Raw genomic sequence first — 12779 nt, 5'->3', positions numbered from 1 at the left:
TGCAAGGAACGGCGCGAAATCGCCGCCGGGCGGCCCGCCGGGGTGCCACGATGGGAACCGCACACCGAAGCGTCGCGTCGAAAAGGGGCGAGTCGTCGAGTTGGGTCGTGGCCGTCGCGCCACGGAGGGGAGTGGAGCGCCGTGGCCGGTTACGGCACCAGCACCGAGGCGATGCAAAAAGCCTCGAAGGGCATTTCCGATGCGGCGAAGGAGACGGCCGACGGGTTGAAGGACGTCGGTCAGACCCAGACGATCGCCCGTGATTTCGGTGAAGCGCACCAGCAGCACTTCACGAGCTACAAAGCGGGCATCGACAACTTCGGCAAAGGCATCGCGAACATGACGAGCGTGCTCGGCGCATTCGCCGGGAAGATCGCTTCCGGCGCCACCACCTACGGTGACGTGGAATCCACGAACGCCGCCGACTTGGGGAGCCAGTACTGATGGCCGAGCCGAGCTGGAACGACGTCAAGGCCGTTCTCGACGACCCGAACGTGTCGGAGGACAAGAAGGCGGAGCTCATGCACGCCTACGTGTCCTCGACCGCGCCGTGGAACATCCCCGACGAGGCGAACACCTACAAGGACCGCTACGACACCTCCAGCCTGTGGGACTGGGGTGACAACGCCGGCGCCGACAACGGCCTGCAGAACCGCTACGACGAGGCCAAGGCCGAGGGCGAGTCCAACAGCTACAACAGCCGCGAGCAGACCAAGGCCGTCGAGGACGGCCGCCAGGACCTGGACGCCAAGCAGCCGCCGACCTCGTCCGGCTCGGGCGTGAAGCTGTCCGACGAGCTGTTCGACGCGGGCAAGGCCGGGCTGAAGGTGTTCGAGAAGTTCGAGGGCATCTGGAACAACCGGCCGGGCGACTGCATCGGCAACACCACGTCGATCAACTACGCCGAGCAGATCCAGAAGCCCTACGACGAGCAGCGCGGGATCAACTTCCACAAGCTGCTGATGGAAGCCGACGAGTTCAGCACCGCCAAGACCAAGATCGACGAGATGAAGTCGGACGTCGACGGTCAGCTCAAGGCCCTCTACGGCGAGTGGGAGGGCCAGGCGGCCACCAAGTCCCACGAGCACTACACCGGTGAGCTGTCGCCGAAGATCACCGAGCTGTCCGACGCGTTCGACGGCGCGGCCAAGCTGACCCGCACCGCGGTCCGGGGCGTGTACGAGCTGTGCAAGAGCAAGGCCGACGAGGTCCTGGGCATGTACCGGGAGCAGATCGGCCAGGCCGACACGTTCATGGCGGAGAAGGTCGTCTCGTTCGCGCGCGGCGAGGGCGACTACTCCAAGGACCGCGTGCTGGAGATCGCCGGCTGGGTCGACTCGAAGACCGGCAGCAACATCGCCGATCGGATCCACTCCGACGACTGCAGCCTGAACGACGAGAACCGCGACTACGCGATCAACCAGTGCAAGAAGTGGATCCGCGACTCGTTCAACCGCGAGTTCTGGCAGCTCTACGAGCAGTTCAAGACCTGCTGCACGGAGACCAAGTCCTCCGTCGACGCCCAGTGGGAGACCCTCGCCAACTACATGGCGGAGTTCGAGAACCCGTTCCCCGCGCCCGCCAGTGACAAGGGCGGCGACGACAAGGGCGGCGACGACAAGGGCGGCGACGGCAAGGGCGGCGACACCGGCGGTGGCACCGGGGGCGGTGGCGGCACCGGTGGTGGCACGGGCGGCGGCAGCGGTTCCGGCGGTGGCGGCGGCACGCCGTCCGTGCCGGAGATGCCCAAGCCCGAGAACCCCCTGGACAAGGACGGCGACGGCAAGCCGGACGACGTCAAGCTGCCCGGCGACACCGACGGCGACGGCAAGATCGACGACCTCGACGGCGACGGCAAGCCGGACGACCAGGCGGGCAAGCCCGACGGGTTGAAGGGCGAGGAGGAAGCGCCGGAGACCGTCACCATCAAGAGCGGCGACAACGAGATCAAGATCACCGAGCCGGACGAGAACGGCCACGTGCAGATCACCGTCGACACGCCGCAGAGCGAGCCGAAGACCTACGACGTCGACTTCAGCAACAACCCCGACGCGCTGAAGGCCCTGATGGGCCAGAACGGCGCGGCGGCGCTCGCGGGTGCGGTGGCGGGTGCGACGTCGACCACGGGCGCGGTGCCCGGCGCGACCGGCGGCACCCCCGGCTCGCCCGGCGTCGCGGTCGGTGCTCCGGGCGAGGGCGGCGCGAACGGCGCGATCCCGGTCGAGGCGGGTGCGGACGGCAAGGCGTTGATCGAGCTGGACGGCCTGGCCATCACCGCCGAGGTCGACCCGCTGACCGGTGAGATCAACCTCACCGTCGACAACGGCGACGGCACGCCCGAGCAGTACGGGGTGGAGTTCGGCGAGGACGACCCCGGCTCGGGCGCGACGCCGGGCATCCCGGGCCTGGACAACGCCGTGCCGCTGCCGGCCGACGTCACCACCATGCCCGCCCCGGCCGAACCCCTGATCGGCCAACCGGAACCCGCGGGCGCGGCGGTCGGTGGCTTCACCGAGCCGCGGCTCGCCGACCAGGGCTTCAGCGGCGGTTTCACGGAACCGCAGGCCGCCCCCGACCAGGGCTTCGCGGCCGGCTTCACCGAGCCGCAAGTGGCCCCCGACCAGGGCTTCGCCGCCGGCGGTTTCACCGAACCGCAGGTCGCCACGATGCCCGCGCCGGACAACTCGGGCTTCCCGGGCAGCGTCGCCGCGGCCCCGATCAGCGGCGGCTTCACCGAGCCCTCGGCCTTCCAACCCCCGGCCGCGCCGCCGTTCCAGGGCTTCGCCGCGCCTGCGGCCGCGTTCGACGGCGGTTTCACCCAGTACAACACCGAGGGCACCACGTCGACGTCCGGCGCTTCCATCCTCGGCGGCGGCTCGGGCTTCAACGGCGCGGACTCCGTGCTGGGCGGTTCGCCGTCGTCGGGTTCGGACAACACGTGGAGCAGCCCGCCCGCCCACTCCGCCGACCAGGGCCTCGCGGCCGACACGAACGCGTCGCAGGCGGGCCAGGCCGGTTCGGCGACCCTGCCGTCCATGGGTGATGCCCAGGCGGCCGGGCAGCCCGGCGGTTCGGCGGTCGGTGGCGGCATGATGGGCGGCGGGATGATGGGCGGCGGCATGCCCGGCGGTGGTCAGCAGGGCGGTGGCGGCGACAGCGAGCGCAACAGCCCCGGGCAGTGGCGCACGACCGGGTCGCTGTTCGACGATGACGCCAGCCTCAGCCGCGTCCAGGGCGTGCTGGGTGAGGAGGGCCGATGAGCGTCGCGTCGGACAGGCTGGCCGTGGCGATGAGCCGCTTGGACCAGATCGCGCGGGAACACGCCGATCGGCGTGAGCTGCGGGAACGTCGTACCCGTGAGGCCAAGGAGCAGGCGAGCGACAGCTTCGCCAAGCAGGGCCAGGTGGCGCAGAAGATCGTCGAGCGGCTGGAGGAGGCCGAGAAGGCCCAGAAGGCCGCCGGCGGCTGGAACACCAAGGCGGCGACGGAGAAGAAGAGCGGCGAGTACAAGTTCGGCGCCGAGGACGACGACCCGACCTACGAAACCCCACCGCCGCTGCCCACGTCGTGGACACCGATCCCACCCCCGGTGCAACCCCCGACGGCCCCACCACCCCCACCACCGGCACCACGCCCGACCCCCCGCCGCCCGGCCCCGGTGGACGATGACGACGACTTCGGCGGCCAGAGCTGGCTGACCTGACGTTTCCCGGCCCCTCGACGTGTCCACCAACCCCGATCGGGTGAACATCGCCCGACAATGTACGGAAACACCGTTACCGTACCTCGGTTGAAACAGAGACCGGCGCCCACCAACCACCACCGACGCCCACCACAGCGCCAAAGGTGCCAACGGGAGCCACCACAGGACACGACGAGGGGCCGGAGACCTCACCCATGCCACCACCCACCCCAACCCCGACCCCACCCACCGCCACCCCCGTCCCGCACCACCGGACCTGTGCCCGGTCGCGGAGCCGGACCGGTGCCAGGTTCAGCGGCCGGGCCTCAGCGGACCGGCCAGGCGCCTGGGCCCGGCCCCAGCGGACCGGCCAGGGGCCCTCGGCCCGGGACCAGCGGCCTCAGCCCGAGACCAGGGGCCTCAGCGCGAGACCAGCGGCCCGCGTTGGTAGGTCAGCACCGCGCCCTTGACGTCGCCGTCCAGCAGCGCGTCCCACTGCTTCTCGCCCTTGAGGATCCGCAGCAGGAACGCCGTCATCAGCGCCCGTGCCAGCTTCTGCGCCGCCCGCTCGCCCTTGCCGTCGAGCAGCAGCTCGCTCCAGTGCCGCCCCTCCGCGAACCCCAGGTGGCTGGCCTTCGGCAACGACCGCAGCTGCACCGGCCCCTGCCACGCCTCGGCGATCGCCTCCGCGTGCCCGACCGGCGGCGCGATGCGGTCCTCCCCGCCGGCCAGGTGCAGCCCCGGCACGGTCACCCGGCGGGCCGCGTCGAGCGCCGACGGCCGGGTCTCGGATGCGGCGAACGTCACGACCGCCCGCACGCGCGGGTCGTCCGCGGCGGCCAGCACGGCCGCGCCGCCGCCCATCGAGTGACCCGCCACCGCCAGCCGTGACGCGTCCACGCTGATCCCGCCGTCACCCAGCCGCACGCCGGTGCACACGTCCAGCGTCGTCCGCAGGTTCCCGGCCAGCAGCCGCGACGACATCAGCGGCCCGCGCTGGGTTCCCGGCGCGGCGGCCACGAAGCCCCACGACGCCAGGTGCCGCAGCAGCGCCCGGTAGCGGTTGACCGGTTGCAACCAGCCGTGGCCGAAGGCGACCGCGGGCAGTCCCAACCCGGCCGCGGGCGTGTAGACCAGGCCCGGAAGTCCGACCAACGCCAGGTCGCCGCGCAGCACGGGGTGCTCACCGGGCCTGCTGAGCTGGTCGAGCACCTGCTTCGCCGAGTAGCCGCTCACCACGCGAACGGTAGTCGATCGTGGTGATGGCGCGCACGCTCCGATTGGTCTACACCAATTCGCTCGTTGACCTGCGCAAACGCGGCAAAGCGGCCCGTTCGAAGGATGGCCCTGGTCTAGTTACGCTGTGCGGCGTGTGCGGAATCGTGGGATATGTGGGACACAGGTCGGCGCTGGACGTCGTGCTCGACGGGTTGCGGCGGCTGGAGTACCGGGGCTACGACTCGGCGGGCGTCGCCGTCCTCGACGGTGACGGCGGCCTGGCCGTCGAACGCAAGGCCGGTCGCCTGACGAACCTGGAGGCCCGCCTGGACGAGGTCGGCCGCGACGCGTTCACCGGCACCGCCGGCATGGGCCACACCCGCTGGGCCACCCACGGCGCGCCGATCGACCGCAACTCCCACCCGCACTGCGACGTCACGGGCCGCGTCGCCGTCGTCCACAACGGCATCATCGAGAACTTCGCCGCCCTGCGCGCCGAGCTCGAGGCCGTCGGCGTGGAGATGGCCAGCGACACCGACACCGAGACCACCGCGCACCTCATCGCCCGCGCGTACGACGAGGGCGACACCAAGGGTGACCTGGAGGCCAGCGTCCGCACGGTGGTCCGCCGCCTCGAAGGCGCGTTCACCCTCGTCGTCACCCACGCGGATCACCCGGACGTGGTTATCGCCGCCCGTCGTTCGTCACCGCTGGTAGTGGGCGTGGGCGAGGGGGAGACGTTCGTCGCCAGCGACGTGTCCGCGTTCATCGAGCACACCCGCGAGGCCGTCGAGCTGGGCCAGGACCAGCTCGTGGTGATCGACCGCGACGGCTACCGCGTCACCGACTTCGACGGCGCGGACGCGCAGGCCAAGCCGTTCACGGTGAACTGGGACCTGTCGGCCGCCGAGAAGGGCGGCCACGAGTACTTCATGCTCAAGGAGATCGAGGAGCAGCCGGAAGCGCTGGCCAACACGCTGCGCGGGCACTTCCGCGACGGCCGGGTCGTGCTGGACGAGCAGCGCCTGTCCGACCAGGACCTGCGTGACGTGGACAAGGTGTTCGTGGTGGCCTGCGGTTCGGCCTACCACTCGGGCCTGGTCGCCAAGTACGCCATCGAGCACTGGACGCGGCTGCCCGTCGAGGTCGAGCTGGCCAGCGAGTTCCGCTACCGCGACCCGGTGCTGGACCGCGACACGCTCGTCGTCGCCGTGTCCCAGTCGGGTGAAACCGCTGACACTTTGGAGGCCGTCCGGCACGCACGGTCGCAGAAGGCCCGGGTGCTGGCGGTGTGCAACACCAACGGCGCGCAGATCCCGCGCGAGTCCGACGCCGTGCTCTACACGCACGCGGGCCCGGAGATCGGCGTCGCGTCGACCAAGGCGTTCCTCGCCCAGATCGCGGCGAACTACCTGGTGGGCCTGGCCCTGGCACAGGCGCGCGGCACGAAGTACCCCGACGAGGTGGCGCGGGAGTTCCACCAGCTGGAGGCCATGCCGGACGCCGTGCAGAAGGTGCTCGGCACCGTCGAGCAGGTCCGCGCGCTGGGCCGTGAGCTGGCCGACTCGAAGGCGGTGCTGTTCCTCGGTCGGCACGTCGGCTACCCGGTGGCGCTCGAAGGCGCGTTGAAGCTCAAGGAGCTGGCCTACATGCACGCCGAGGGCTTCGCGGCGGGCGAGCTGAAGCACGGCCCGATCGCGTTGATCGAAGAGGACCTGCCGGTGGTCGTGGTGATGCCGTCGCCGAAGGGCCGGGCGGTGCTGCACTCGAAGCTGGTGTCGAACATCTCCGAGATCCAGGCACGGGGTGCGCGCACGATCGTGATCGCTGAGGAGGGTGACGAGACGGTTCGCCCGTTCGCGGATCACCTGATCGAGATCCCGGCGGTGTCGACGCTGTTGCAGCCGTTGATCTCCACGGTGCCGTTGCAGGTGCTGGCCGCGGAGATCGCGCGCAGCCGCGGTTACGACGTGGACAAGCCGCGCAACCTCGCCAAGTCCGTCACGGTCGAGTAGGGCAGGCTTGGCCCCATGCGGGGTCTGTGGACGACGGATCGGGTCAGGGCGGCGGAAGAACGCGTCATGGCGGTCGTGCCGGCCGGCGCGCTGATGCGCCGGGCGGCGTTCGGCGTGGCGGTTGTCGCGGCGGAGCTGCTCGCGGGCAAGCGGCGGGTCGGCCTGCTCGTCGGCGCGGGCAACAACGGTGGCGACGCGCTCTGGGCGGGCTACTACCTGCGCAAGCGGGGCGTCGCCGTCTCCGCCGTCCTACTGACACCCGATCGTGTGCACGGCGAGGGCTTGGCCGCGTTCCGTCGCGTCGGCGGCCGGGTGGTGGACCGGCTGGTCGACGTGGACCTGGTGATCGACGGCATCGTGGGCCTGTCCGCGCGCGGCCCGTTGCGCCCGGACGCCGCCGAGCACGTCGCGCACCTCGACGCGCCCGTGCTGTCGGTCGACCTGCCCAGCGGCATCGACCCCGACACCGGCGCGACCTCCGGGCCGGCCGTGCGCGCGCACACCACCGTGACGTTCGGCTGCCTCAAGCCCGTGCACGCGCTCGCCGACTGCGGTGACGTGCGGCTGGTCGACATCGGGCTGGGCGACGAGCTGCACGGCCCGGACCTGGTCGAGCTGGACGTCACCGACGTCGGCGCGGCGTGGCCGGTGCCGGGCCCCGAGGACGACAAGTACACGCAGGGCGTCACGGGCGTCGCGGCCGGTTCGGCGACGTACCCCGGCGCGGCGGTGCTGGCGACCGGTGCGGCGTTGCTGTCGACGTCCGGCCTGGTCAGGTACGCGGGTGCGGCGGCCGAGGACGTCCGGGCGCGGTGGCCGGAGGCGATCTGCACGGGTTCGATCACGGACGCGGGCCGGGTGCAGGCGTGGGTCGTCGGGCCGGGGCTGGGCACCGGGCTCGGCGCGGAGGCGGTGCTGCGCACGGTCTTCGAGGCCGGCGTCCCGGTCTGCGCGGACGCCGACGCGATCACCATGCTGGCCAACAACCCCGACCTGTGGGACGCCCGCGACCCCGACACCCCCCTCGTGCTGACCCCGCACGACCGCGAGTACGAACGGCTCGCCGGACCGGTCGGCCCTGATCGGGTGACGGCCGCGCGGAAGGCCGCGGAGCGTTACAACGCGGTCGTGCTGCTGAAGGGGCACGCCACCGTGATCGCCGGCCCGGACGGCCGCGTGCTGGTCAACCGCGCCCGCACGTCGTGGGCCGCGACGGCGGGCTCCGGCGACGTGCTGTCGGGCGTCCTGGGCTCGCTGCTGGCCGCCGGTCTCGACCCGGTCCTGGCCGCGGGCTGCGCCGCCAAGGTCCACGTGCTGGCGGCGGAGCTGGCCGCCGACGGCGTGCCGATCCCGGCCACCTCGCTCCTGCGGTCGATCCCCGACGCGATCCGCACCGCCCGTGCCGAGCGCTGACGGTGCCGTGCGCCGACCGTTCCGAGCGTTGAACTCAGGGGTCCTGAACGTAGGACTTGCGGGACGTAGGGGCTGTGACCAGGTAGTTTGAGGGTATGCGCGTCGTCTTGGGACTCCCAGGGGAGCACCACTCTCACAGGGAGTCCCAGACGTGGCGACGATCGAGCCCCGCAAGCGCAAGGACGGCACCACCGCCTACCGCCTGAAGTGGCGTTTCGGGGGCAGGCGGGACGGCGCACTGCAGAGCATCACCTACGCCGAGCACGACGACGCCAAGAGCATGAAAGGCGCGATCGAGGCTCTGCGGCACCACGTGTACGACACCGACCCGCGCGTGATCTCGTTCGAGCTGGTCACTGGGCAGAAACCGACCGCCTACACGGCCCCGACGTTCGGTGAGATCGCGGAGAAGTACGTCACCACCCGGACCCGCGCCAAGGCCACCACGAAGGATCTCTACCGGCGGACGCTCAGGAACCGTGCGGGTGCGCTGTTGGCCCGGCCGGTCGAGAGCATCACCGATGACGACGTGAGTGCTCTGCTGTCGGGCATCACCGACGCGGGCCAGTCGTCCGCGATGATCTACGACCTGTTGCGGGGCATCTTCCGCTACGCGGTGGTCAAGACCTCCCTTGCCGCCAACCCGATGAACGGGGTCGAGCCGCCCAAGCGGCGGCCCCGGACAGTGAACTTCCTCAGCTCCCGTGACGCGGGTTTGCTGCTGGACGGATGCCGGACCCTGCCCCATGTCGATGACGCGCTGGCGGACGTGGTGGACGTGATCCTCGGGACCGGTCTGCGGATCTCGGAAGCGCTCGGCCTGGTGGCCGGTGACGTGCACGTGGACGACGTGGACCGGGCGTGGATCGACGTGGCAATGCAGCTCACCCGGAAGACGTCCGGTAGCGCGGAGTCCCGGCGGGTGTCGTTGAAGACCGAGGCGTCACACCGCCGGGTGGCGCTGGACTCGTCCACGGCCCGTGTGCTGGCCCGGCTGGTCGCGGGCAAGGCCGCGGACGCCCCGGTGTTCGCCCACCCCGTCACGGGCGAGTGGTGGGGCCACCGGGTGTTCGGCAAGGCGTTCGAGCGGGCCCGCACGGCGGCCAAGCGGGCAGGGATGGTCAAGACGCCCCGGGTTCACGACCTGCGCCACACCCACGCCGGGTGGCTGCTCACCGACGGGGTTCCGCTGTTGGCGGTGTCGCGTCGTCTTGGGCACGAATCGATCGGGATCACGGCGGACTTTTAGGGGCACCTGTTGCCCGAGGGTGACGACGCGATCCGGGCCGTGCTGACCAACCGGCGGACCGCCCTGGTGGCCCCGGTTCGGCGTGTCCACGCGGTTGTGCCGGTGGACGCGGTAGCCGCCTAACGGCGCTGAGAACGCCGCAGAACCCACCACGGGGCCCCGGGAACGTCCGGGGCCCCGGGGACTTCACCCCGGATGTTGGACACGGGGTTATGCGGCGGGGGTCAGCGTAGCCGGTGTTGGTAGCAGGCTGTTCTCGTAGTCGATCGGGGATGTCTGGCCGAGGTGTGAATGGCGTCGTCGGGTGTTGTAGCGGTGTGCCCAGCCGAACACGGCCAGGCGTGCGTCCCCTGCGCTGCACCAATTCTGAGCGCCTTGGAGGGTTTCGCGTTTGAAGGAGGCGTTGAGACTCTCGGCGGCGGCGTTGTCCGCGGAGCTGCCCACCGCGTCCATCGACTGGGTCACCCCGGCGGCGCGACAGGCCTCGGCGAAGGATTTGGCGCCGTATTGGGCCCCGTGGTCGCTGTGGAACACCGCCCCGGCCAGGCTGCCCCGTGTCCGCTCGGCCGCGTGCAGGGCGTCGAGGACCAGGTCGACGCGCATGTGGTCGGCGACGGACCAGCCGACCAGGCGTCGCGAGCACAGATCCATCACCGTGGCCAGGTAGAGGAACGTGCCGTCGGCGATCGGCAGATAGGTGATGTCGCCGACGTAGCGGGTGTTGGGCGCCTCGGCGGTGAAGTCGCGTCCGAGCAGGTCCGGGGCCTTGACCGCGCTGGGGTCGGGGAGGGTGGTGCGGTGCCGGCGGCGCAACCGCACCCCGGCCAGCCCGATGCTGCGCATCACGCGGGCGACGCGCTTGTGGTTGACCACGTGCCCGGTGTCGTGCAGTTCGGCGGTGATCCGGGGGACGCCGTAGGTGCCGGCCGACTCGCGGTGGATGACCCGGACGCGGGCGGCCAGGCGCGCGTCGTCGGCTACGCGCGCGGCCCGATCGGGTTCGGTGGCCTTCCAGTGGTAGTAACTGGACCGGGCGATACCGATGACCTGGCACAACCGCTTCACGCCGTACCGGCGTCGGTTTTCGGAGACGAACCCGAAGCGGTTCACCAGCGCGTCTCCCCTGCGAAATACTTGGCCGCCTTGCGCAGGATGTCGCGTTCCTCCTCCAGCTCGCGGATCCGCTTGCGCAGCGCGGCGTTCTCGTCCTCCGTCGTGCCCGACGGCGGCGCGGTCGCGGGGGCGGCGGCGATGGGGGTTCCGGTGCGGCGTCCGTCGTCGAGCCGGATCCAGTTGCGCAGCGTCTCGTGGTTGACCCCGAGATCCTGGGCCACCGACTTGATCGTCGCGCCAGGGCGGGACCGGTAGAGCGCGACCGCCTCGGCCCGGAACTCCGGCGGGTAGTGCTTCATCACCATCTGAACGGGACTCCTGTCCACCCGGATCGCCAGGATCCAAGTGTGTCTGGTGTCCAACATTTAGGGTCAAGTCCCCCGTTCGCGTTGGGTGGCTAGTCCCAGCGCGGTTGCCCCTCGATGCCGTTCGGCCATCCACCCCCGTTGTGCATGAACTCGTGGGCCGCGCGGCGTGCGTCGGCCAGCGGGATTTCCGCGTCTGCAGGGAATTCGGTGTCCGAGCCGGTGAAGTAGTAGATGGGCGGTGGCTCGGTGGCGTACGGCCCCTTGCTGATCCAGCCGTCAGGTTTGTCCGGCCCGAAGTAGTAGAGGACTCCGCGCCCGGTCCTGGCATCCAAGCCCACGTCCAACAGCACGTGTCCGGGGTTGTCTGCGGTCAGCAGTTGGACGGTGGTGGGCATGTTCCACTCCACGACGGTGTCCAACACGGCGTCCAGCTCGGCCGGGGTGTGCACGATGGTGGGCCCTTCGGCGTTCCGGTCGAACCATGCTTCTAGCGCCACCACGGGCGGGCACCTCCTGTGTACCGCTTGCGGAACCGTTCGCCTTTTTCGTTCGTGCCGTGCACGGTGAGTGTGGCCCCTTCGGGGAGCAGGATCGGCACGAGGGTGTCGCAACCGAACCGCCCGACACACGGGACGTTGTTGATCACGACTGTGGCGTGCTGAATCCCCTCCTCGACCATGCGGGTTGCCAACTTGATCTCGACGTCTCCGGTCTTCGCGGAGGGACCGGGCAAGCCCATGTACTTGAGTCGGGCGTCGGCTGCCTTGGCGTGTTCATCCCGGCCGCTGACGATCGGCTCGGCGGTGCCATTCGGGCCGATCCATCGGCCGTGTGTTTTCTGGCCGGTGTTGCCCACGACGGGCGGCGGCAGTTCGCGCCGTAGTTCCTCGACCTTCTCCGGTTCGATCACGGGCGGGTCGGGTTCGGCCGGGCGGGCCGGGGGTGGCGTGGATGGCTGTTCTTCGGGTGGCCGTTGCGGTGACTGTGCGGGCTGTGGAGCGTTCGGGACCGGCGTTGGGGTGTTCTCACCCATGAGGGCGGTCAAGGCTGCCTGTGCCCGGTCCATGCCGGTACCGAGGATCTTCCACAAGTCGGTGATGCCGTCTTTCACTGCGGCGAACCGGGCCAGCGTCTGTTCCGTGTCCGACTCCAGGTCAACGGCCCCGCGCAGGTTCGCGGCCAACAGCTCGTGTGCCTCTTCGGCCAAGTCCTGAGCCTGCCCCAACGCGTCCCGACACTTCGACGCCTGATCGCACGCCTGGGACACGCGCTTGGCCACTTCCCCGATCGACGCCACCCGGTGCCCCTTCCCCGGCGGAGCGTCGCACAGGGGTCCGACAGTCACCACGACGACACCGGCCGTGACGACTTGCCCACTTGCCGAGGTCTGGGGAACGCGGGCAAGTCGCGTCACCCGACTTGCTCACGTGCGCAGGTGTGGCCCGGGTGAGCACGTGACACCAGCCGGGGTGGCTCGCTCGGCTCACTTGCTCAGTCCTCCCGAGCCCTGGCAAGTGAGCAAGTGAGCAAGTCGAGTCGATTCCCCGCATGACGGCCCTACCGACTTGCGGCCCCATTTGCCCTCGTTTCCTAGACCTTGGCAAGTGGGCAAGTGGGCAAGTCGTAACCCGGCCCATGAGCCGACTTGTCCACTTTGTCCCCGTTCCCTACGCCTTGGACAAGTGGCCAAGTGGCCAACCCACCGGGTGCGTTCACCGACAGTGGACGGCCCGGTGCGGCCAACCTTTCGCGTATCCCTGGACTACACCACGGAACGTGCT

General features: G+C 70.5%; 10 protein-coding genes. 6 read left to right on the top strand and 4 right to left on the bottom strand.

All coding sequences use genetic code 11. The features are described from left to right. Positions 1-141 precede the first annotated feature (141 nt). From LZG04_RS35275 to LZG04_RS35265, 3 genes are read left to right on the top strand one after another with little or no spacing between them, the layout of a single operon-like run. Positions 142-444, top strand: coding sequence for a hypothetical protein (locus tag LZG04_RS35275; RefSeq protein WP_233825417.1), 303 nt, complete (start codon positions 142-144; stop codon positions 442-444). Beyond that, entirely contained in the window at positions 444-3260 is a 2817-nt protein-coding gene (locus LZG04_RS35270) for a WXG100 family type VII secretion target (RefSeq protein WP_233825416.1), read from the top strand. The genes LZG04_RS35275 and LZG04_RS35270 overlap by 1 nt, the downstream gene beginning before the upstream one ends. Then, entirely contained in the window at positions 3257-3703 is a 447-nt protein-coding gene (locus LZG04_RS35265) for a hypothetical protein (RefSeq protein WP_233825415.1), read from the top strand. Before LZG04_RS35270 ends, LZG04_RS35265 begins: the two co-directional genes overlap by 4 nt. 399 nt (positions 3704-4102) lie before the next feature. Here the strand turns inward: LZG04_RS35265 and LZG04_RS35260 are convergent, their stop codons facing one another. After that, complete coding sequence (locus LZG04_RS35260) at positions 4103-4918, bottom strand: dienelactone hydrolase family protein (RefSeq protein ID WP_233825414.1); 816 nt, start codon at positions 4916-4918, stop codon at positions 4103-4105. Positions 4919-5052: 134 nt separating this feature from the next. Here LZG04_RS35260 and glmS point away from each other — a divergent pair, with 134 nt between their 5' ends. The 3 genes from glmS (at position 5053) to LZG04_RS42805 (ending at position 9577) form a co-directional block, all read left to right on the top strand. Beyond that, complete coding sequence (gene glmS / locus LZG04_RS35255; RefSeq protein WP_233825413.1) at positions 5053-6915, top strand: glutamine--fructose-6-phosphate transaminase (isomerizing); 1863 nt, start codon at positions 5053-5055, stop codon at positions 6913-6915. Positions 6916-6930: 15 nt separating this feature from the next. After that, entirely contained in the window at positions 6931-8328 is a 1398-nt protein-coding gene (locus LZG04_RS35250; protein WP_233825411.1) for an NAD(P)H-hydrate dehydratase, read from the top strand. Between the two features lie 151 nt (positions 8329-8479). Then, positions 8480-9577 carry a site-specific integrase gene (locus tag LZG04_RS42805; protein ID WP_233825409.1) on the top strand — a complete coding sequence of 366 codons (1098 nt, stop codon included), beginning with the start codon at positions 8480-8482 and terminating at the stop codon, positions 9575-9577. A gap of 210 nt (positions 9578-9787) precedes the next feature. On the opposite strand, the gene LZG04_RS35240 is transcribed toward LZG04_RS42805, so the two are convergent. From LZG04_RS35240 to LZG04_RS42800, 3 genes are all read right to left on the bottom strand, one after another. Beyond that, positions 9788-10995 (bottom strand): IS3 family transposase gene (locus LZG04_RS35240; protein WP_233825407.1). Its coding sequence is split into 2 segments (ribosomal slippage): positions 9788-10698 and positions 10698-10995, totalling 1209 coding nucleotides; the frame shifts between segments, so codons are not numbered across the junction. Positions 10996-11087: 92 nt separating this feature from the next. Continuing rightward, positions 11088-11495, bottom strand: a complete 408-nt coding sequence (locus LZG04_RS35235) for an Imm1 family immunity protein (RefSeq protein WP_233825405.1) — start codon at positions 11493-11495, stop codon at positions 11088-11090. After that, on the bottom strand, positions 11486-12295 hold the full coding sequence (locus LZG04_RS42800; RefSeq protein WP_233825403.1) for a DddA-like double-stranded DNA deaminase toxin: 810 nt from the start codon (positions 12293-12295) through the stop codon (positions 11486-11488). Before LZG04_RS42800 ends, LZG04_RS35235 begins: the two co-directional genes overlap by 10 nt. Positions 12296-12779: the final 484 nt, after the last annotated feature.

Origin of the sequence: Saccharothrix sp. S26, assembly GCF_021390395.1 — a bacterium.
Classification (GTDB): Bacteria; Actinomycetota; Actinomycetes; order Mycobacteriales; family Pseudonocardiaceae; genus Actinosynnema.
The sequence above is the reverse complement of the archived record's forward strand: the minus strand, read 5'-3'. Positions and strand labels throughout refer to the sequence as shown.

Excerpts from the sequence above, each read along its gene's own strand:
- LZG04_RS35270 (WP_233825416.1), top strand. The coding sequence starts at position 444 with ATGGCCGAGCCGAGCTGGAACGACGTCAAGGCCGTTCTCGACGACCCG.
- LZG04_RS35265 (WP_233825415.1), top strand. The coding sequence starts at position 3,257 with ATGAGCGTCGCGTCGGACAGGCTGGCCGTGGCGATGAGCCGCTTGGAC.
- LZG04_RS35250 (WP_233825411.1), top strand. The coding sequence starts at position 6,931 with ATGCGGGGTCTGTGGACGACGGATCGGGTCAGGGCGGCGGAAGAACGC.